This is a genomic window from Brevibacterium luteolum (genome assembly GCF_013004595.1).
GTDB lineage: Bacteria > Actinomycetota > Actinomycetes > Actinomycetales > Brevibacteriaceae > Brevibacterium > Brevibacterium luteolum.
This window is the reverse complement of record NZ_JABEMC010000002.1, coordinates 252660-273733: the sequence shown is the minus strand read 5'-3', so window position 1 is coordinate 273733 and position 21074 is coordinate 252660. Positions and strand designations below refer to the sequence as shown.

General features: G+C 67.4%; 20 protein-coding genes. 12 read left to right on the top strand and 8 right to left on the bottom strand.

Going from position 1 to position 21074, the window contains the following annotated elements; translation table 11 throughout:
- Positions 1–88: 88 nt before the first annotated feature.
- The 9 genes from HLA91_RS04710 to HLA91_RS04670 are packed head-to-tail and all read left to right on the top strand — an operon-like array spanning position 89 to position 9664.
- Positions 89–3112, top strand: coding sequence for a Na+/H+ antiporter subunit A (locus HLA91_RS04710; protein ID WP_239557099.1), 3024 nt, complete (start codon positions 89–91; stop codon positions 3110–3112).
- Positions 3109–3591, top strand: coding sequence for a Na(+)/H(+) antiporter subunit C (locus tag HLA91_RS04705; protein ID WP_170273760.1), 483 nt, complete (start codon positions 3109–3111; stop codon positions 3589–3591). Before HLA91_RS04710 ends, HLA91_RS04705 begins: the two co-directional genes overlap by 4 nt.
- On the top strand, positions 3588–5168 hold the full coding sequence (locus HLA91_RS04700; protein ID WP_102162427.1) for a Na+/H+ antiporter subunit D: 1581 nt from the start codon (positions 3588–3590) through the stop codon (positions 5166–5168). The genes HLA91_RS04705 and HLA91_RS04700 overlap by 4 nt, the downstream gene beginning before the upstream one ends.
- Complete coding sequence (locus tag HLA91_RS04695; protein ID WP_170273759.1) at positions 5165–5827, top strand: Na+/H+ antiporter subunit E; 663 nt, start codon at positions 5165–5167, stop codon at positions 5825–5827. The genes HLA91_RS04700 and HLA91_RS04695 overlap by 4 nt, the downstream gene beginning before the upstream one ends.
- Entirely contained in the window at positions 5824–6321 is a 498-nt protein-coding gene (locus HLA91_RS04690) for an MrpF/PhaF family protein (protein ID WP_170273758.1), read from the top strand. The genes HLA91_RS04695 and HLA91_RS04690 overlap by 4 nt, the downstream gene beginning before the upstream one ends.
- Entirely contained in the window at positions 6311–6688 is a 378-nt protein-coding gene (gene mnhG, locus HLA91_RS04685) for a monovalent cation/H(+) antiporter subunit G (RefSeq protein WP_170273757.1), read from the top strand. The genes HLA91_RS04690 and mnhG overlap by 11 nt, the downstream gene beginning before the upstream one ends.
- 42 nt (positions 6689–6730) lie before the next feature.
- Entirely contained in the window at positions 6731–7480 is a 750-nt protein-coding gene (locus HLA91_RS04680; RefSeq protein ID WP_165883944.1) for a response regulator transcription factor, read from the top strand.
- The gene (locus tag HLA91_RS04675) at positions 7480–8904 is read left to right on the top strand and encodes a sensor histidine kinase (RefSeq protein ID WP_170273885.1); all 1425 of its coding nucleotides are present in this window, start codon (positions 7480–7482) and stop codon (positions 8902–8904) included. The genes HLA91_RS04680 and HLA91_RS04675 overlap by 1 nt, the downstream gene beginning before the upstream one ends.
- 31 nt (positions 8905–8935) lie before the next feature.
- A complete protein-coding gene (locus tag HLA91_RS04670) occupies positions 8936–9664 on the top strand; it encodes a hypothetical protein (protein ID WP_170273756.1) in 729 nt (242 codons plus the stop codon).
- Between the two features lie 39 nt (positions 9665–9703).
- Here HLA91_RS04670 and HLA91_RS04665 read toward each other — a convergent pair whose 3' ends face one another.
- Positions 9704–10477: an HpcH/HpaI aldolase family protein gene (locus HLA91_RS04665; protein ID WP_170273755.1), complete on the bottom strand. Its 774-nt coding sequence runs from the start codon at positions 10475–10477 to the stop codon at positions 9704–9706.
- A 109-nt stretch (positions 10478–10586) separates the two neighbouring features.
- On the opposite strand from HLA91_RS04665, the gene HLA91_RS04660 reads away from it, so the two are divergent.
- Together HLA91_RS04660 and HLA91_RS04655 are read left to right on the top strand one after the other, a co-directional pair.
- Positions 10587–12662 (top strand): S9 family peptidase, encoded by a 2076-nt coding sequence (locus HLA91_RS04660; protein ID WP_170273754.1) that lies wholly within the window; start codon positions 10587–10589, stop codon positions 12660–12662.
- Positions 12663–12682: 20 nt separating this feature from the next.
- Positions 12683–13447 carry a CDP-alcohol phosphatidyltransferase family protein gene (locus tag HLA91_RS04655; protein ID WP_170273753.1) on the top strand — a complete coding sequence of 255 codons (765 nt, stop codon included), beginning with the start codon at positions 12683–12685 and terminating at the stop codon, positions 13445–13447.
- On the opposite strand, the gene HLA91_RS04650 is transcribed toward HLA91_RS04655, so the two are convergent.
- Together HLA91_RS04650 and HLA91_RS04645 are read right to left on the bottom strand one after the other, a co-directional pair.
- Positions 13448–14407: a hypothetical protein gene (locus tag HLA91_RS04650; RefSeq protein WP_170273752.1), complete on the bottom strand. Its 960-nt coding sequence runs from the start codon at positions 14405–14407 to the stop codon at positions 13448–13450.
- Between the two features lie 61 nt (positions 14408–14468).
- The gene (locus HLA91_RS04645; RefSeq protein WP_239557098.1) at positions 14469–15668 is read right to left on the bottom strand and encodes a magnesium and cobalt transport protein CorA; all 1200 of its coding nucleotides are present in this window, start codon (positions 15666–15668) and stop codon (positions 14469–14471) included.
- Positions 15669–15711: 43 nt separating this feature from the next.
- On the opposite strand from HLA91_RS04645, the gene HLA91_RS04640 reads away from it, so the two are divergent.
- Positions 15712–16194 (top strand): isochorismatase family protein, encoded by a 483-nt coding sequence (locus HLA91_RS04640; RefSeq protein ID WP_170273750.1) that lies wholly within the window; start codon positions 15712–15714, stop codon positions 16192–16194.
- Here HLA91_RS04640 and ykgO read toward each other — a convergent pair whose 3' ends face one another.
- From ykgO to HLA91_RS04615, 5 genes are all read right to left on the bottom strand, one after another.
- On the bottom strand, positions 16195–16317 hold the full coding sequence (gene ykgO / locus HLA91_RS04635; protein WP_170273749.1) for a type B 50S ribosomal protein L36: 123 nt from the start codon (positions 16315–16317) through the stop codon (positions 16195–16197). It lies immediately after the preceding gene.
- 54 nt (positions 16318–16371) lie between these two features.
- Positions 16372–17364: a CobW C-terminal domain-containing protein gene (locus HLA91_RS04630; RefSeq protein ID WP_170273748.1), complete on the bottom strand. Its 993-nt coding sequence runs from the start codon at positions 17362–17364 to the stop codon at positions 16372–16374.
- A 183-nt stretch (positions 17365–17547) separates the two neighbouring features.
- Positions 17548–18558 (bottom strand): glycine betaine ABC transporter substrate-binding protein, encoded by a 1011-nt coding sequence (locus tag HLA91_RS04625; RefSeq protein ID WP_170273747.1) that lies wholly within the window; start codon positions 18556–18558, stop codon positions 17548–17550.
- A gap of 54 nt (positions 18559–18612) precedes the next feature.
- A complete protein-coding gene (locus tag HLA91_RS04620) occupies positions 18613–19479 on the bottom strand; it encodes an ABC transporter permease (protein WP_204514226.1) in 867 nt (288 codons plus the stop codon).
- A 2-nt stretch (positions 19480–19481) separates the two neighbouring features.
- On the bottom strand, positions 19482–20789 hold the full coding sequence (locus HLA91_RS04615) for a betaine/proline/choline family ABC transporter ATP-binding protein (RefSeq protein ID WP_170273746.1): 1308 nt from the start codon (positions 20787–20789) through the stop codon (positions 19482–19484).
- Between the last annotated feature and the right edge of the window lie 285 nt (positions 20790–21074).

Sequence of the window (21074 nt, the reverse complement as noted above, 5' to 3'; positions counted from 1 at the left end):
GACCAGCATCGATCCCCTCGCCGCTTTTCACCGGCATCGGCGGATATGCCAGAATAGAGGCGTGGACCGCTGGGGGTGAGGTGACAGCATGGCAGTGATGACGGGAGCTTTCTTCCTGGCTGCCGTCATCGCCCCGCTGTTCATCCGGTACCTCGGCCGCACCGGCTTCGCCGCGCTCGCACTCGTCCCCGCCGCTGGTCTCGCCCTGTCGCTGTCGCTCGCCCCGCTCATGCTCACCGGCGCCGAGGTGTGGGTTGAGTCCTATCGCTGGATCCCGGCGCTCGACATGTCGCTGGTGTTCCGGATGGACATGCTCTCGTGGATCTTCTCCCTGCTCGTCACCAGTGTCGGGGCGCTCGTCTTCCTCTACTGCGCGCGCTACTTCGATGCCGACGAGCTCAGGCTCGGCCGCTTCGCCGGGATTCTCATGGCGTTCGCCGGAACGATGTACGGGCTCATCGTCGCTGATGAGATGCTGCTGCTCTACATCTTCTGGGAGGGCACGACGATCTTCAGCTACCTGCTCATCGGCCAATACCACTCCCGGCAGCAGACGAGGCGTGCGGCCCTGCAGGCCCTCATCGTCACCACCGCCGGCGGGCTGTCGATGCTCATCGGCGTCATCCTCCTCGGCAACATCTTCGGCAGCGGCAAGCTCTCCTCGGCCGTCCAGCGCGGCTTCGAGCCCGGCTACCACGACGGCCTCGTAATCGCCGCGATCATCCTCATCCTCGTCGGCGCGGTCTCGAAGTCCGCGCTTGTGCCCTTCCACTTCTGGCTGCCCGGTGCCATGGCCGCCCCCACCCCCGTCAGCGCTTACCTGCACGCCGCTGCGATGGTCAAGGCCGGCATCTACCTCGTCATGCGCCTGGCACCGGGCTTCAGCGGCATGCCCGGCTGGCACCTGATGCTGCTGAGCCTCGGCATCGCCACGATGTTCATCGGGGCCTGGCAGGCCCTCAAGCAGCACGACCTCAAGCTGCTGCTGGCCTACGGCACCGTCTCGCAGCTGGGCTTCCTCACCATCGTCTCGGCCTTCGGCAGTCGCGACCTCACCACCGCAGCGCTTGCCCTGCTGCTGGCCCACAGCCTGTTCAAGGCCGCGCTGTTCCTCATCGTCGGCATCATCGACCACCATGCCGGCACTCGCGACCTGCGCAAGCTCTCCGGTTATGCGCGCTGCTCACCGCTGCTGTTCGCCCTCACCCTCATCTCTGCTGCCTCGATGGCCGGGCTGCCTCCGACGCTCGGCTTCGCTGCCAAGGAAGCCGTCTTCTCCACCCTGCTGGCCGACGGCTCCAAGGAAGGCGTCATCGCACTCATCGGCGTGACCGTCGGCTCGATCCTCACCGTCGCCTACTCCGCCCGGTTCGTCTGGGGCGCCTTCTCCGTCAAGCCCGGCGTCGAACCGGTCGACGCCGGATCCGACAGCCCGCTGCTCATCAGCTCCCCGGTGCTGCTGACCGCATTGACCCTGATCGGCGGCTTTGCCGCCTCGTCCGTTGACCGGCTCATCAGCCCCTGGACCAGCCAGCTGCCGGTGACCGGCAGCGGACAGCCCTACCATCTGGCGCTGTGGCACGGGCTGGAGCCGGCACTGCTGTTCAGCCTTCTCATCATCGGCCTGGGTCTTGTGCTGTTCGCCTTCCGCACCCGGGTCAGGTCCTTCCAGGCGGCGATGCCCGACGGACTCGACTTCCACCGCGGCTACCGCTGGACCGTCAGCTGGCTTGAGTCCTTCGCTGCCGGCGTCACCGCCCGCACTCAGCGCGGTTCGATGCCGTTCTACCAGGGCGTGATCTACCTGTTCGCGATCGTCACGATCGTCATCGCCCTCATCCTCAACGACACCTGGCCCGCCGAGGTCAGCTTCACCGACTCCTGGCTCCAGCTGCTCATCGCCAGCGCCCTGATCATCGGCGCGATCGCCGCAGCGACTGCGGACAAGCGCTTCGCCGCCGTCGTCGTCGTCGGCGTCACCGGCTATGGCATGACCGTGTTCTTCGCCCACCAGGGCGCACCCGACCTGGCACTGACCCAGGCGCTCGTCGAGACCATCACGATCGTCGTCTTCGTCCTCGTGCTGCGCCGCCTGCCGGCCCGCATCGGCCGCTCAGCCGGTCGCCTCTCACCCTCACTGCGGGCGCTCATCGGCGCCGGCTTCGGCATCACCATGATGGTGGTGGCCTTCGTTGCGTTCAGCGCCCGGGCCGACGCCTCGATCGGTGACATGTTCCCGCGCCTGGCCTACGAGATCGGCCACGGAACCAACGTCGTCAACGTCACCCTCGTCGACATCCGCGCCTGGGACACCCTCGGCGAACTCTCCGTCGTCGTCGCCGCGGCCACCGGCGTCGCAAGCTTCATCTTCGTCCGCAGCCGTGAAGGCACCTTGCAGCGCATCGACGCAAACCGGCCCAGCGTCTTCTCTCGCCTCTACCGTCCCGTCGAGGACGATCTCGCTCCGGCGTGGGCGCTGGCGGATGAGAAGGAGAGCTCCGAAGAGCGCCGCAGCGCCTGGCTGCTGGCTGGACGGACCCTGTCGCCGGCCAACCGATCGATCATGCTCGAAGTCATCGTCCGGCTCATCTTCCACGCTGTTGTCGTGTTCTCCGTCTATCTGCTCTTCGCCGGACACAATCTGCCCGGCGGCGGCTTCGCCGCAGGCCTCGTCGCCGGTCTGGCGCTGGCGCTGCGCTATCTGGCCGGTGGCCGCTACGAACTGGCAGAGGCCGCTCCGGTCGACGCCGGCAAGCTGCTGGGCCTCGGCCTGGTCTTCGCCGCCGGCACAGCGGTGGGTGGGCTCCTCTGGGGCAGCACCGTCTTCGACGCGGCATGGTTCGACGTCAAGATTCCCGTCATCGGGGAGATCCACCTCGGAACCTCGCTGCTGTTCGACATCGGCGTCTACCTCATCGTCATCGGCCTCATGCTCGACATCCTCCGCAGCCTCGGCGCCGAGGTCGACCGCCACCACGAAGTCGATGAGCGGCGGCTGGCCGAATCGCTGTCCACCGAACAGGCCCGACCGGACACCCAGCAGCTGCACACGCTGCTGGGCCGGATGGACGATGTCGACGTCGACGGCGGAGCATCGGGAGGACGACTGTGAGTCCCTCGATCGTCATGCTGCTGGCTATGGGCGTCATGTACGCCTGCGGCATCTACCTCATGCTCGACCGGTCCCTGACCCGCGTGCTGCTCGGCTTCATGCTCATGGGCAATGCGACCAACGTGCTCATCATGCTCACCGCCGGCCCACCCGGGCGCCCGCCGCTGACCGACGGGCAGAACCTCTCCGCCGCCGGCATGTCCGACCCGCTGCCGCATGCACTCATCCTCACCGCCATCGTCATCACCTTTGCGATGAGTGCGTTCCTGCTCGCGATGATCTACCGCTCCTGGCGACTGGTGCGCAATGAGAACCTCGAAGACGACATCGAGGACATCCGCATCGCCTTGGCCCAGGGCCGTGACAGCGCCGAGGAAGCCGGCACCAGCGGCGAATACGACGACACCGAATTCGGTGACGAAGCCCAGTCGCCGATCCCCGGTGCCCTCGACCTCGATGAGGAGGATGAGCGCTCATGAGTCTGGCCATGCTCATCCCTCTGCCTGTCCTGCTGCCGCTCATCGGCGCCGGCATCACCCTCATGCTCGCCGGCCGCGCGCGCGCTCAGGCGGCCATCACCATCATCACGCTGCTGGCCGTGCTCGCCATCGACGTCGTCCTGCTCATCGGCGTCGACGCCCGCGCCACCCAGGCATTGGCCGTCGGCGGCTGGGAGCTGCCCTTCGGCATCGCGCTCGTCGTCGACCGGGTCTCAGCGCTCATGCTCGTCATCTCAGCGATCGTGACCTTCGGCGTCCTCCTCTACGCCGTCGGCGAAGAGATGGCCGACACCTCAAACGAGACGCCGGTCAGCGTCTTCTATCCCGCCTACCTCATTCTGTGCGCCGGTGTGGCAGCAGCGTTCGTCACCGGCGACCTGTTCAACCTCTACGTCGGCTTCGAGATGCTGCTGGCGGCCTCGTATGTGCTGCTGACCCTCGGCTCGACCGGTGAGCGGATCCGGGCGGGCGTGACCTACATCGTCATCTCGCTGGTGTCCTCGATCATCTTCCTCTCGGCCATCGGCCTCATCTTCGCCGCGACCGGCACCGTCAACATGGCCCAGCTGTCCGAGCGGATCGGCCGGCTGCCGGAAGACGTCCAGCTGATTCTGCACATCATCCTGCTGCTGGGCTTCGGCATCAAAGCCGCGGTCTTCCCGCTGGCGTTCTGGCTGCCGGACTCCTATCCGACGGCCCCCGCCCCGGTCACCGCCGTATTCGCCGGGCTGCTGACGAAGGTCGGCATCTACGCGATCATCCGCACCGAAACCGTCATCTTCGCAGAATCCGACCTGCGCGTACCGCTGCTGGTCATCGGCGGGCTGACGATGATCGTCGGCATCCTCGGTGCGATCGCCCAGTCGGAGATCAAGCGGATGCTGTCCTTCACGCTCATCTCCCACATCGGCTACATGATCTTCGGCGTCGCCATGGGCACCGTCGAAGGACTGACTGCTGCGATCTTCTACACCCTGCACCACATTCTGGTGCAGACCGCGCTGTTCCTGGCCATCGGGCTTATCGAGCAGCGCGCCGGCTCCACCTCGATCCGCAAGCTCGGCGGACTCGGTGTGCTCGCTCCCTGGATCAGCCTGCTGTTCTTCATTCCCGCTCTCAACCTCGCCGGCATCCCGCCCTTCTCCGGGTTCATTGGCAAGGTCGCGCTCTTCACCGCCGGCTTCGACACGCGCGATTGGCTCATCTTCGTGCTCATTGGCGCGGGCACGCTCACCAGCCTGCTGACCCTCTACGTCATCGGCAAGACCTGGAACCTCGGTTTCTGGCGCGACCCCGACGACGTCGAAGAGCCCACCGAGGAACTCGTCACCGAATTCAAGGAACGCCGCGCGGCCCTGGCCGACGGCCGCCGCTGGACCTCCTCCATCACCTCGGATCCGACAATGGTCTTTGCCACCACCCTCATCGTCGCCGTCAGCGTCTCGCTCACGCTCATCGCCGGCCCCCTGTGGGACGTCTCGTCCCGGGCAGCGGAGAACCTGCGCGGACCCAACACCTACATCACCTCTGTGCTCGATCTGCGAGGTGACCGATGAGTCCCCAGCGGATCCTCTCTGCAGAGCGCAAACCCACCTTGGGCCAGCGGCTTCGCTGGTTCTTCCGCCTGCCCAGTCGGGAGCACTGGCTGCTGCTCGCCGGTCTCATCGCCCTATGGGTGATGCTGTGGGACGATGTCAGCGTGCTGACGGTCGGCACCGGGCTTATCATCGCCTGGACAGTCAGCCGCATCTTCTATCTGCCGCCGGTGGAGTTCTCCGGTCGCATGAACGTCTGGTACGTCATCGTGTTCATCGCCTGGTTCACCTGGTCGATGGTCAAAGCCTCGATCGAAGTGGCGTGGCTGTCGGTGCGCCCGGCGAAGGTGCGCGCCGGCAGTCTCGTCGCCATCGACCTGCACACCCGCTCCGACCTGCTCATCACGCTCGTCGCGCTCGTCGCCGGACTCATCCCCGGTTCCTTCGCCACGGAGATCAACCGAGCCCGGTCGACGATCTACCTGCATGTGCTCAACTGCGCAAGCGATGAGGACGTCGAAGAGGCCAGAGCCCTGGCCTACCGCATCGAATACCATCTCGTGCGCGCCATCGGCTCCGCCCACGACATCGCGATCCTCAACGACTGGCGGCAGGAGAACGGACAGCGGCCGGTGCTCGAACACCTGTCGATCTCCCAGCGGAGGAGGAAGCGCCCATGACGATCGTCGCCGTCATCGCCGGTCTGCTCTTCGCAGCCGCTTTTTACATCACCGTCACCCGCATGATCAAGGGGCCTTCGATCCTCGACCGGATGATCTCCACCGACGTGCTGCTGGCCACCATGCTGTGCGGATTCGGCGGCTTCATCGTGGTCACCGGCCGCACAGACCTGCTGCCGGTCATGCTCGCGCTCGCCTCCCTCGGCTTCGCCGGCTCGGTCGCGGTGTCCCGCTACGTCAGCCGCTCGGAGTCCCGCACCCCGGTCATCGGTGAGTCCCGCGGCACCGCCAAGGCCCACGAGCGTGCGCTGTCGGAATCGAATGTTCCCGGCCGGCACCAGGTCGGTCCGCTGTTCGCCTCCGACGCCGAGGCGGTGGTCGAGCACTCCGCCGCCGAAGCCCTTGCAGACGGCGACGTCGGCGAGGACGTCGTGGAGCTGCACGATCCGGCAGTCGATGCTGACGAGTCGAACGGAGATGAGAATGATCGCTGACATCCTCTCCGGAGCCCTCCTCATCGGCAGCGCAGCGCTGTCGCTGGCCGCATCCATCGGGCTGCTGCGCTTCCCCGATCTCATGAGCCGTCTGCACGCAGGATCCAAGCCGCAGATCCTCGGGCTCATCCTGATGATGGTCGCCATCAGCATCCAGCAGTTCCACTGGGGCGTCATCACCACCCTGCTGCTCATCGTCACCCTGCAGATGGTCACCACCCCGGTCGGCACCCACATGGTCGGCCGCGCCGGCTACCGCACCAAGCACCTGCGCCGCTCGATGCTCTATCGCGATGAGCTCTCCGATGCCGTGGCGCTGGCTGAGGAGCGCGACGCAATCGAGCACGAACGCCGGCAAGACGGCTAAAGTTCGGGATAACAGCAAATCTGAGCCAAGCGAAGGATCTCCATGACTGCGCAGCCCGGTGTCGACAACCGTCCTGTTGTCGTCCTCGCCGACGACGAACCCGATGTGCTCGGTGCCGTCGCCCCGTTCCTGGAACGCTCCGGCCTGCGGGTCATCACCGCACCCGACGGCAAACTGGCCCTTGACGAGATCCGCCGGCACAAACCCGACGTCTGCGTCCTCGACGTGCTCATGCCCGGCGCTGACGGCCGCGAAGTGCTGCGCACCCTGCGCCGCGAGGAGAACTGGGTGCCGGTGCTGCTGCTCACCCAGGTCGGCGAAGCCGTCGAACGCGCCATGGCACTCGAAGAGGGTGCTGACGACTACCTGAACAAGCCCTTCGACCCGCACGAACTCGTCGCCCGCATCCGCGCGGTGCTGCGCCGCACCCGTCACGACGGCCCGCCGCTGGCCACCGCCCCGGTGCTCGTGTCGACCTTCGGGCTGCGCTTGGACCGCACCTCGCGGCGCGTGTGGCTCGGCGACCGCGAGCTCGTCATCACGCCCAAGGGCGTGACACTGCTCGAATACCTCATGGTCCACCGCGACGAGCTCATCGAACGCCAGCGCCTGCTCGAGGTGCTGTGGGGCTTCGACGACGCCGTCGGCACCCGTGCGGTCGACTCCCGGGTCGCCGAGCTGCGCCGCGTCCTCGGCGAGGACGCCTCGAACCCGCGCTGGATCGGTACCGTGCAGGGCCGCGGTTACCGGTTCGTCGCCGAGGTCACCGGCGCTGAGAACGCGAGACCGTGATGAACCAGTTCCTCATCTTAGAGATCCGCATCTGGCTGCTGCTCATCCTGGTGCTGCTCCTCCTCGGCCTGCTCGCAGGCGCGTTCTTCTACCTGCGCCACCTGCTGCGCAAACGCGAAGCCGCCCTGCGGGCTGAGGAGCGGGCTCGGGCCGAACACGAAGCACTGGCCAACCGCAACCGGATGCTCATCCGCCTCGACCACGAACTGAAGAACCCGCTGACGGCACTGCGCACCTCGGCGGCGACGATCCGCGAACTCGTCACCGAACCGGTTGCCTCATCCAGTGAGATCGAACCGGTCGCCCGGCAGATCGACACCTCCTCCCGCCGTGTGGCCCGCCTGCTGGCCGATCTGCGCAAGCTCGCCGACATCGAATCCCGCGAGATCCACTACCAGCGGGTGAATATGGATCAGCTCATCCACCAGGCCGTCGAAGACGCCCGCACCGCACCCGGTGCCGAGGACCGGATGATCATCGCCACCGTCGCCCGCGCCCCCTGGCGGCTGCCCGATGTGGCTGGTGAAGAGGACCTGCTGATGTCAGCGATCATGAACCTGCTCGGCAACGCCATCAAATACTCCACCGACACCGACGTCATCGAGCTGCGCGCCAATGAGCAGGTCATCAACCAGCACCGCTGGATCGTCATCGAAGTCGCCGACACCGGCATGGGCATCCCCGCAGCCGAACAGGCCACCGTCTGGGACGAGCTCAGCCGCGGCCAACAGGTCCGCGCCGTCGCCGGCTCCGGCATGGGGCTCTCGCTCGTGCGCTCGATCATCAGCCGCCACGGCGGTTCGGTCTCCCTGCTGAGCCAAGAGGGCCAGGGCACCTCGGTCCGCCTCGTGCTGCCGGTGCTCGGCGAAGCACAGCAGCCGGTCGCCCCGCAGGACTACGACGGTGCGGCAGCCGTGGCCGGCTCCCGGCCGGTCGAACCGGTCAACGCCAACAAGGCCGGCCGCGCCGACCAGTCCTTCCGCCCGCCCCGCGCCCCATCCGAGGCCGAACTCGGCCGGATGCTCGGCACCCCGCGCCGCGGATCGAAGCGCCGCCTGCAGAAGGTCGACGGCCAATGGCACGACACCGCCACCGGTGAGACGCTGGGCAACAACGGCCAGCAGCAGCCGATGCCCGGCAGCCAGCCAGGTCCCTACGGCCCGCCGCCACAGCAGGGGATGCCGCCCCAGCAGCCCGGCCGACAGCGCTCGCCGTTCGCCCCGCCGCGGCCTGCGCAGCAGCCCGTCGGATCCCAGCCGGTCGGATCCCCGCCACCGCAGACCCACGCCCCGCAGCAGCCGCAGACCGGGCAGCAGCCGCAGACCGGTCCCGGCCCGCAGCAGCATGGCTCGGGCCCGCAGCCGCGGTACGGCTCAGGCCCGCAGCAGCACGGCTCCGGCTCACCGCAGCCGCCCGCCCACTGACACCCGCTCGCCCCACGACACTGGAGACGCCGTGAGAACACACCGCACACCTCGGGCCCGGCACCGCCGCCCCCTGCGTGCGCTCGCCGCAGCGAGCGCAGTGGCGGTGCTGCTCTCCGGCTGCGGGCTGGTGGGCATCCGCACCTCCGATGAGCCCGGCGGGCCGCTGGGCATCGCCGTCGCCCCGACCCAGGGACCCGCACCCGAACCGACCGAGACCGGCCCGCAGATCCCCGAGGGCTGGAAGATGCACCGGGCGGATTTCGCCGGCGAGTGCGCCTCCCGGCTCGAGGTCGCGCTGCCGCCGAATGCCAAACCGGTGCCGGGCTCTGAGCGCGGCAGGTACATCTTCTACACCTTCGGGTCCCCCGATGAGCAGATGACGATGCACATCACCTGCGAGGAGAGTTTCCGGCAGTCGCCGCAGGAGGAGCTGCAGTTCAAGAAGGAATACGAGTTCGACTACGGCGACACCAACGGCAAGAAGCTCGCCGACCGCGACATCCGGGTCAAGAACGGCGCCGGCTGGGCGTACAAGTCCGAACTCGGCGCCTCAGCGATCCAGTTCATCGGCACCGACGCGGAATCAGGGTACGGGTTCACCGTCCACGCCTCGCATCAGGCTGAGGGCCGGATGGAGACCGTCAGCGTCAACACCGCAGCAGGTGACGGGAATCCGGCCTCTGTTGAGACGGCTGAGAAGATCGTCCAGCACGTCTTCCTCGAACATGAACAGCTCATCATCCCCGACTGGCAGTAACCGCCTTCGAGGATGTGGGTCTGAACTTCGGCCTGAGCCTCAGTCCCGTTCGCGGATCGCCGTCAGCCCTGCCGCCAGCGCGGCCTGGTAGGTGAAGATGTCGCCGGCGAGCGAGATGACCGAATAACCGCGTTCCAATGCTGCGGCGCTCAGCTGCTCGGAGGTGGAGAAGATCCCAGCGGCCGTGCCGGTCTCCTGCGCCGCCTGTGCCACCGTGTCGAGGGCGGAGAGGAACGCAGAGGACGTGAAGTCCCCGGGCCTGCCGAGGTTCGTCGACAAGTCCAGTGGGCCGACGAAAAGCACATCGACACCCTCGACCGCGCCGATCTCCTCGGCAGCTTCGACCGCAGCCGGGGTCTCGATCTGCGGCAAAAACATCACCGACTCATTCGCCGCCGCCTGCTTGTCCGCCGGAGCGCCGGGGGAGTAGAGGTCGTGGGCGATGCCGAAGGCGCTGCCGCGCCGGCCGGCCGGCGGGAAGTGCATCCACGCGGCGATCTCCGCGGCCTGCTCAGCCGTGTCGACATAAGGCATCATGATCCCCTCGGCCCCGGCATCGAGCGCGGTGGAGACGAGATGCTGGCTGTGCCCGGCGACCCGGACGAAGGAGGCGATGTCTTCGCGGCGGGACACGGCGAGGGCCGGGCGGATCGCATCGAGTGACCAGCCGGTGTGCTCGAGATCGTAGAGCACCCAGTCCGCTCCGGCCCGAGCGCAGATCGCCCCGATGCCCGGGGTGGCGAATTCGAGGATGAAGGTTCCCAGCGCTGTCTTGCCCGAGGCGAGGCGCTCACGCACATGTGCGGTCGTCATGACCTCAGCGTATCCGCCGCGATCAGGGGAGCATATGCGTGTGCCACGATGTGAATTCTGAGCATTTCCCCCCACCGCACTCCCGGCCAACGCTGGTAGCGTTTCGCCCATGACTCTTTCCGACACTCCCGCATCCCCGGGCATCAGCATCGACGCGCTGCTCGACGCCCACCGCCTCAACGGCCTGGCCGCCAACCCCACCGGCGGTGCCGTCGCCCTCGTGCAGACGGTCCAGCAGGCTCCCGCCGCCGAGGCGGAGGAGACCGACGAGACCGCAGGCCGCGACGACGCGGCTGGCGATCCGGCCGCCGGTGACTACCTCACCGCCCTCTACTCCGTCGACGAGGCGCCTGTGCGGCTGACATCGCCGCTCGCCTCAGCCGGAGCCGCCAGCGTCGACGATGACGGCAATGTGTGGTTCATCGCCAAGCGCGCCAACACCGCCGACGACGCAGCCGAAGACGCCAGCCTGTGGAAGCTGCCTGCCCGCGGCGAGGCCATCCAGATGGCCACCCGCCCCGGCGGCTTCTCCTCCGTGGCCGTGCGCGGTGCAACCGTGCTGGCTACCGGCCCGATCGTCCCCGGCGCTGAGGATGAGAAGACCCACGCCGAGCTGTACGGCAAGCGCAAGGCCCACAAGATCACCGGCATCCTGCACGACTCCTTCCCCATCCGCCGCTGGGACACCGACCTCGGACCCGACCGCGACGGCCTGCTCATCGCCGACCTCGGCGACATCGCCGATGACGGGACGCTTTCCTTCCGGCACGGACCGGTGCCCGCTGGCCGGATCACCGGGGTCGAACTGGCCGCCGACGGCAGGCGTGCCATTCTCGACGTGCGGCATCTGGAGGCCAAGACGACCGATGTCACCGACATCTGGCTCGTCGACATCGCCTCCGGTGAGACCAGCGTGCTGCTGCGCTCAGCACACCCGACCGACTACACCGCAGAAGCGCTCAGCCCCGATAACCGGTTCGTCGTGGTGAGCGAAGAGTCCGCGTGGACCCCGGAGTCGAACCTGCAGATGCGGCCGCTGCTCGTCGAACTCGCCACCGGCACCACCCGCCGGCTGTGGCCTGAGGGCGACCAGTGGTACTCCATCACCTGGCTCGATGACACCACACTGCTGGCGACCTCGGACTACCGCGGCCGCGGAGCCGTGTGGATCGGCGGACTCGATGACGCCGAACCTCGCCTGCTGGCAGGCGGGGACGATCAGCCGTACCACTACAGCAATCTCGTCACCACGCCCGAGGGGGTGCTCGCGATCCGCTCCTCGGTCGCCGAAGCCCCGCATCTCGTGTCTATCGACACCGCGACCGGCGACGTCGCGGTGCGCACCAACGCTGCCGATGACCTGAAACCTGCCGGCCGGCTCGAAGAGGTCACCACGACCGCCGCCGACGGCACCGAGATCCGCGCCTGGCTCGCCCTGCCAGCCACCGCCTCGGGAACGGCAACCACTGCCTCGGGAACGGGGGCCAGCGCACCCTACCCGCTGGCCGTGTTCGTCCACGGCGGGCCGTGGGGGTCCTGGAACTCCTGGACCTACCGCTGGAACCCGTGGCCCTTCGTCGCAGCCGGCTATGCGGTGCTCATGCCGGACCCGGCGATCTCGACCGGATACGGGCAGGCCTTCATCGACCGCGGCCAGCAGGAGCTCGGCGGCGCCCCCTTCGACGACGTCATGGCACTGACCGACGCGACGATCGCCCGCGACGACATCGACGAGACCCGGCAGGCGCTCGCCGGCGGCTCCTACGGCGGGTATCTCGCCAACTGGGTCGCCGGTCACACCGCAGACCGGTTCCGCTGCATCGTCACCCACGCCTCCCTGTGGGACGTCACCACGATGGGTGCGACGACCGACAACGGCTCATGGGCGCTGGCGATGGCCGAGCAGGCGCAGACGTACTCGCCGCACCTGTATGTGCGCGACATCGAGGTGCCGGTGCTCGTCATCCACGGCGACAAGGACTACCGGGTGCCGATCGGGCAGGGCCAGCAGCTGTGGTTCGACCTGCTGACCTTCTCCAAGACCCCGCTCGATGCCAACGGCCAGACCCAGCACCGGTTCCTGTACTACCCGAATGAGAACCACTGGATCCTCGGACGCGGCAACGCCCGCCAGTGGTACCGGGAGTTCATCGCCTTCCTCGACCAGCACGTGACCGGCGCATGAGCGCCGGACCGCAGACTGCCATGACGACCAGCCCCGCTCCCGAACCCCAGCGCACGACCCACCGCCGGCGCGCATACGCCGGCGCGTGGGCGGTGCACCTGTTCACCCTCTCCGGGTTCCTGTGGGCGCTGCTGGCGATGCTCGCCCTGCTCGACGGGCATATCGGCTGGATGTGGCTGTGGCTGGGCATCGCCGCGCTCATCGACGGTGTCGACGGGTTCCTCGCTCGCAAAGCCCGCGTCAAGGAGATCGCCCCGTGGTTCGACGGTACCGTCGTCGACATCGTCGTCGACTACCTGACGTGGACGTTCATCCCGGTGCTGTTCATGCTCATGCACCTGCCGCTGGGTCCCAAGCCGGTGGCGATCGGGCTGGCGGTGCTCATCCTCGTGTCCTCGATGTTCTGCTACGCCAATGAGAACTGGAAGTCGACCGACTACTACTTCATCGGCTTCCCGGCAGCCTGGAACGTCATCGCGGTGATGCTCTATGTGCTGGCCCTGCCGGCATCGCTCACCATCGCCGCGGTGCTCGTGTTCGTCGTGCTCACCCTCGTGCCGACGCATTACACGCACCCGTTCCGGGTCGAACGGTTCATGGCGCTCAACATCATCTCGGTGCTCGTGTGGATGGGGGCGACCGCCTGGATGGTCGCGATCTACCCTGCGCGCCCGGTGTGGCTGCTCGCAGCGTTCTGGCTCTCCGGCGGCTGGTTCGCCGCCACCTGCATCCTGCGCGATATCCGCGGCCGCAGCGCCCGCAGCACCGCCGAGGCCGTCGAGTAGCTAGAACCGTTCGGAGAGGCCCTTCCGCGTCGGCGCGCGGCCGCCGAGTCGCCATTTGACGATCCGGTTACGCTGCCAGCGGGAGGCCTCGAGCAGGCAGGTGAAGACGATGAGGCCTGCGACGATGAGGATGACGTAGAGCGGGTACTGATCGCCCTTGAGCCAGAAGTACACGTACGGGGCGGTGAAGGTGATGATGGCGACGATCGTGCCGAGCAGCCGGGTGATCCGCTGCCGCCCGGCGACCATCGCGATGACACCCCACGTGTACGGGATCGCGGTGACGAGGTCGATCGTCCACAGCACCCACAGCTGACCCTTGAACTGGGAGACGAACGACACCGGCAGCGCCCGCAGCGCTGAGTACACCAGCACCACGAAATAGGCGATGACCTTCGGGCTGCGGAAGAACCGGCGCGGCCAGGACCGTTCGATGATCGGGGCGGCGGTGCGGCGCAATGCCGCCAGGCTGCGGCGGGTCAGGGTCAGCGCATCGGTGCCGGTGCCGGCAGCCCGGACGAACGCCTGCTGGGCAGGTGAGCCGTCCGCCCATGTGCGCACCCAGTTCTCGGGGTTGAGGGCGACCGGCACGCACCCGTTGTCACCGGCCCCAGCGACATGGAGGACGTTCGCCCCGAAGGCCTCCTGCAGCCGGGCGACCTGCCCGGCGTCGATCGAAGCCAGCCACAGCAGCTGGCGGCGCTGCAGTGCCTGCCGCAGGGCAGCGGCCAGCGTGGTGGCCAGCGGGTCGTCAGCGGCGATCGCCTCGGCGGTCAGCGTGCTGGCGGAGATCTCGGACAGCTGCGGGACCTCGATCGCGTTGGCTGGGGTGAGGTCGCCGAGGCGGTCGGCACCGGAGATCTCGATGAGGGTGGCGGCGTCCATCTCGAAGCGCCGGCACAGCGGCAGGTCGGCTGCGCTGTAGGAGGCGATGAGCTGAAACCAGGGGGATCGGGTCACGTGTGGAATTCTCGCATGCGGCCGGTGGCGGGCCTTTCAGCAATTCTGCGGCCAGGGTCTCTCAGAGCCACCCGGCCCGCTTGAACAGCCAGAACAGGAACCCGGAGCCGGCGACCATGAGCCCGAGCGCGAACGGATAGCCGAAGATCCAGTGCAGTTCGGGCATCGTGTCGAAGTTCATGCCGTAGGTGCCGGCGACCAGTGACGGGAAGAAGAGGATGCCGGCCCAGCCGGAGATCTTCTTCATCTGCTCGTTCTGCTGGATCGACAGTTCGTTCATTCGCCGCATGTCCTCGTTCTGCGCCTCGGAGATGAGCGTGGAGTTGAAGGTGAACAGCTCGCGCAGGACGCTGCGCAGCCGTTCGACGCGCTCGTTGACGCTGTGGATGTGGTCAGCGACGTCGCGCAGGCCGCGCTGCAGTTCGGCCGGCACGGTGTGCACGACAAGCGAGTCGAATAGCGTGTCGATGACCCCTTCGAGCGGTTTGACCGCCCGGTCGAGCTCGATGAGCTCGCGGGAGAGGTGGTAGATGTCCTGCGACTGCGCCGGGGTGCCGGTGAAGATCCGCTCTTCGAGGTCATCGGTCTGGTCTTCGAGGATCGCCACGACCGGCAGGTAGTTGTCGACGATGCGGTCCATGACGCGGTAGAGCGCCGAGAACTGCGGGAACCCGGAGAACCGGGTGTCGGATTCGAAGACCTCGCGGACGTTCTGCGTATCGAGCAGCGTGCCGTGCCGGATGACGATGATGAACCGGGCGCCGAGGAAGATGTGGATCTCACCGACCTTGATGTCGACCGACTGGGCCTCCGCCGGCTCGCTGGCACCGGAACCGTCGGCACCGCCTGTATCCCTGGCACCCCCGGCTGCGGCACCGGTCTGCGCATCGGTCAGCCCGGCCGGGGCCTGCGGCCGGTTGCGGCGGATGACCGCCGGGCGCAGCACGACGAATTCGGTGGAGCCGTAGCGTTCGTACTTCGGCCGCTGATGGGCTTCGATCGCGTCCTCGATGGCCAGCGGGTGCAGGGAGAACGCCTCGGCCAGCTCGGTGAGGTCCTCATGGGTCGGCCGGTACATGTCGATCCACAGGAACGGCCGCTCCTCATCGGATTCCTCGGCCGCGGCCAATGCCCGGGCGGCCTCGCGGATCGAGGTCATCGAGGCGACCTCGACGTGATCGGAGTAGAGGACGAAATTGTCGTCGCGCCGGTGTCCCAGATGTTCGGAGGCGAACCGGTAGGTGTAGCGCAGATCGGCCATCGTCCCTCCTTGGTGTGCGTGCGCGGTGACTATGCTTGAAGCCATGGACGCACTCATGCTCATGAACACCGCCGGCAGCGGCGACGCCCTGTCTGAGATCTCTGCACAGCTTACCGAAGTTCTCAACCGGGCACGTGTGGCTGACGGCGTGGTCGCTTATCTGCGTGCTCCCGCGCCCGAGGCGGGGGCCGGTTCGGGTGCGGATGCAGACTCCCCGGCCGGTGGCCTCGGGCAGACCGAGGATGATCTGGCGCTCAGTTCAGAGGTCGCCGATGCCTTCGACGGCATCGACGACCTGGCAGCCGGGCTGCATGACCTGGCGATCGACCGGCTCATCATCGGAGGGATCGATGTCGACCGGTCGGTCTATCACACCGCGATGGCCGGGCTGGCGTGCAACTTCGACGTCGTCGTGCTCAAAGACGGCGTCATCGCAGCCGATGGCCAGCCGGTTGACTGGGCGGACGCGGCAGCCGGCGACGGCGCGGTGCTTTCGGATGCCGCGCAGACGTGGCTGCGGATGTGATCAGCCCTGCCGTGCCTTCAGGCGCGGGTTCTTCTTGTTGATTACATAGGTCTTGCCCTTGCGGCGCACGACCTGGGAGCCGGGCTGGTTCTTCAGGGAGCGAAGCGAATTGCGGACCTCCATGATGGTGCCTTTCTGTAGCTGATTCTTCCGTGCTGACTGTTCGGTGCTGGTGGTTCAGTGCTGGGACAGGTGGTCGGGCAGCGCCGGCTGGGAGCGCACCGCCTCAGCCAGCAGGCCCGCCCAGTCCTGGGCGTACTCGCGTGGGGCGGTGAGCGCGATGCGCGAGCACCGGTCTCCGTGGTGCGGATGCCAGTGGCACAGCGCGTCGATGACCTGCGGATCTGAGCTGTGATGGCAGGCGAGCACCCCTGATGGTGAGGAGAACGCCGGGGCGAACCACTGGCCGTCCTCCTCCATCCACACCTGTGAGCCGATCCCGCACACCCGCACGCGGGTCTCGGGCCTGGAGTCGACCCACACGGTGCCGCGGATCCGGCAGGCCCCGGCGGCCGCCTCGGGCAGCAGCCGGCAGAAGCGCTCAGCATCCAGCTGTCCGTGAGCGGACACGACCCGGGTGACGAAGTGCGTACCCTCCCCGGTCAGGCCCACCCGCATGGGGCCGGCGGCGGGGGCGGGCAGGAACTCGGCGGCAGGCCCGAAGGCCGGGCAGCCGAGGTGGATGAGCAGCTCCCGGGTGCGCTCACCCAGGACGTGCCGGGCGGTGAGCACGCTGGCGTGCTCGACGGCGACAGCGGCGAGTTCGGCGTGACCGGTGAGTGCACAGTCAGCCGACTCCTCCAGCCCGTCGGTCGACCACAGCAGGTCCTCGAGGCCATCGAGGCTGCCGTGCAGCACCGTCCGCCCGATGCGCACATCCTCGAGGTGGCTGGTCAGAGTTGAGCGCAAGCGGCCGATGTGCAGCCACCACGGGATGATGACCTCGAACACCTCGGTCGTGTGGGAGAGCCGCTCGAGCACCTCGACAAGCTCATGGGCGAGCGCGCACACCGTGCACGCACGCGGCTCGGTGCCCTCCGCCTCGGGACCGGAGAGCGCCGGACCCCAGTCGCGGGTGTCGACGACATACCCACGGTGGCGCGGCAGCCGCACCCGCACCGGGGCATGCCCGGGCTGCGGCGGCAGCTGATGGTGAACGTTGACGAGCATGACCGACACAGTAGGCGCCGGGTGCTCGTAAGCACTAATGGCAATAGGCTCATGCGTCCGCGCCGAGCCGGTGAGGTCAGCAGCAGCGGCGGGACCGCGGGATGAGACGCGCCTGCCCCGCATCGGGCAGATGCGGGGCAGGCGTCGTATTGGTGCCGGGCGTCAGTCAGCTCAGCTGAGAACTCAGCTCAGCTTGCCGGCCTTCCAGTCCTCGGCGAAGTCCGGGTTGTCCTCGAGCCATTCGGCCACGGCCTCCTCGAGGTTCTCGCCGCCGTAGTTCTCATCGGAGAACATGACGTTCTCCAGGCTGGCGAGGTTCTCGTCATCGAGGACGAGGTTCTGCAGCAGCTGCGCGGCCTTCGGGTTGTCCTCGGCGAAGCCGTCACGGGCGAAATTGTAGATCACTTCAGCTCCGCCCATGGCTCCCTCGGGGTCTTCGAGGTCGCGGACCGGGAAGGCGTCGTAGGCCCAGTGCGGGCGCCACAGGGTCACGGCGACGTTGTCACCGGCGTCGGTGGCCTTCTTCAGCTGTGCGAGCATCGCAGGCGTTGAGGAGATCTTGAAGTCGAGGTTGTCCAGACCGTAGGTCGGGATGGCCTCGTTCTCCGTCGTGGAGGTCAGGCCGGCGCCGGGCTCGATGCCGTAGAGGGTGTTGCCGTACTCGTTGCCCATGTCCTTGAGGTCGGCGATGGACTGCGCCGGGGAGTCCTCGTTGACGGCGATGGTGAGCTTAGCGTTGTTGTACCAGCAGCCGTGGACCTCCATCTTGTCGCCGAATTCCTCGATGTAGTCCTTGTGCGTCAGCGGCATCCAGCCGTCGAGGACGACGTCGATGTCGCCGTTGGCGACACCGGTGAAGCCGGGCCCGGCCTGGAAGCTCTCGATGTCGACGGAGTAGCCGTCCTCTTCGAGGACAGCCTTCGTCAGGTGGGCTGCGGCGAAGGACTCGTCCCAGCCGTCGAACGCACCGAGGGTGATGTCGGTGTTGTCGTCTGCTTCGGTGTCGGTGACGTCCTTGGCAGTGGCACCGGGGTCGCAGTTCTCCCAGTCGCGATCCGGGTCGGCCATCTCGACTTGAGGGCCGTCGCCATTGCCTGATCCGCCGTTGGATTCGGATCCGCCCCCGCATGCGGTGAGCGCGAGAACCGATGCGGCCAGGATGCCGCCGGTTTTGGTCAGAGTCGAGAGTTTCATCGGACGATACCTCTTTCCTGTGTTCTTCTGCGGACGTGTGACAGCGGTGGGCGGTCAGCCGGTGGAGGCCGCCGCAGCCCGGGTGGCTGGGCTGCGGGCACCGAGTGCGGCGGTGACGCGGTCGAGATAGATGGCGATGATGACAACGGCGAGTCCGGCTTCGACGCCGAGCGGCACATCCAGTGAGCTGATCGAGCGCATGACCTGGCCGCCCAGCCCGCCAGCGCCGGCCATACCGGCCAGCACCACCATCGACAGGGCGAGCATGATGACCTGGTTGACACCGGCCATGATCGTCGGCATCGCCAGCGGAAGCTGGACGCGGCCGAGGATGTGGCCTTCGGAGGCGCCGAAGGCGTGACCGGCCTCGACGACCTCCCGGTCGACCTGGCGGATGGCCAGTTCGGTCAGGCGTACGCCCGGCGGCATCGCGAAGATGATCGTGGCGATGGCCCCGGGAACCTGGCCGACGCCGAACATGACGATGGCAGGAACCAGATAAGCCAGCGCCGGCATCGACTGCATGAAGTCGAGGATCGGCCGCACGACGGTGGAGACGACCTGCGACTTGGCTGCCAGGATGCCGATCGGAAGGGCCAGCAGCAGCGCGAAGATGACGGCGACGATGACGAGGGAGACCGTCGACATGGCCGTCTCCCACTGATCGAGTGCGGCCAGCAGGTAGAAGCCGAGCAAAGTGAAGATCGCCAGCTTCCACGACGCCGCCAGCCAGGCGACTGCGGTGAAGATGATGATCATGATGAGGAAGTGCGGGTACGTCAGCGCTGCCTCGATGTTGTCGTACAGAGCGTCGAGCAGCCATGTGACGCCGCTGATGAGCCAGCCGAACGCGTCTTCGAACCAGTCGAGGAACGCCTCCGCCCAGTCGCCAAGTGGGATGCGCGGTTTGAGAAAGTCCATGCTCAGTCCTCCTGATTCTGCTCGTCGTCGATGACTGCAGCGGCAGTCGATCCGCTCGCCGGGGATGACCCGCCGGCGGCGGCCGCGCCGGCTCCTGTCAGAGCCTCCGGCGGGGATGCCGCCGAGGTGTCGCTCGTGGCGGAGGCCATCGCATTGAGCAGCTGGATGCGCGGGATGATGCCGACCAGCCGGTTCTTGTCATCGGTCACCGCCAGCGGCGCGAGCGCCTCGGCGCTGGGGGCGAACAGGTCGGACAGCGGCGTGTCGACTGAGACGCTGAGCAGGCCCTCAGTGCGCAGCAGCCCGCTGAGGTCGCTGGTCCCTGTGCGGGCAGCAGCGACGACATCGTCATCGGTGACGATGCCGAGCAGCTGGCGGGAGCGGTCGGTGACGAACAGCGCTGAGACGTTGCGCTCCTCCATTGTGCGGGCGGCCACCCGCGGGCCGGCGGTCACCGGCACGACCGAATCGGTGGTCTTCATGACCGAACCGGCCGTGAGCACACGGGTGCGGTCGACATCCTGGATGAAGGACGCGACATAGTCATCGGCTGGGGAGGTGAGGATCTCCTCGGCTGTGCCGATCTGCACGATCCGGCCAGCGCGCATGACTGCGATCCGGTCGCCGAGGTACATCGCCTCGTTGAGGTCGTGGGTGATGAAGATGATCGTCTTGTTCAGCGACGACTGCAGCTCGACGAGCTGCTCCTGCATCTCGCGCCGGATCAGCGGGTCGAGTGCCGAGAACGCTTCGTCCATGAGGAGGATGTCTGATTCCGAGGCGAGCGCGCGGGCCAGCCCGACGCGCTGCTGCATGCCGCCGGAGAGCTGGCTGGGGTATTTGTCGCCCCACCCGTCGAGACCGACGACCTCGAGCCAGTGATCGGCGCGCTCAAGGCGTTCGGTCTTGGCGACCTCCTTGATCTCGAGGGCGTAGGCGGCGTTCTCACGCACCGTGCGGTGCGGCATGAGCGCGAAGTGCTGGAAGACCATGGCGATGTTGTCCCGGCGCACGCGCCTCAGCTGGGCTGCCGGCATCTGCGAGATGTCCTCGCCGGCCACGCGCACTGTTCCCGAGGTGGGTGACCACAGTCCGTTGATCATCCGGATGAGGGTGGACTTGCCGGATCCGGAGAGGCCCATCACGACGAAGCTCTCACCGCGTTCGACGGTGAAGCTGGCGTCGATGACGGCAGCGGTGCCGAGGTGGGAGAGCTCTTCGCGGTCAGCACCGGCTTTGAGGCGTTTGACGACGTCGCGCCCGCGCTTTCCGAAGACCTTGTATACGTGTGAGGCTTCGACGACTGCCACTGCGGTCGGATACCTTTCTAACGGCGACACAGGTGTGCGGCCCAGCGCAGCTGCCGATGGAACGGAAGAGCGAACGGGCGGTGGCCGGTCCCAGGCTGGCGACCGGCATGCAGGTCCGGGCGCTGCCAGGCCACGACGACCAGTCTATGGAGCCGCGTGTCGCACAGACCCTGGCCGTGCAGGGTGCCTTTCCGATGCGCTCTCACGAATTGCTCATGAAACCCGCTCTGACCTGGGCAAACACTGAAAGAGGGAACGTTACACCATCGTTACGCCGAGGAGGGT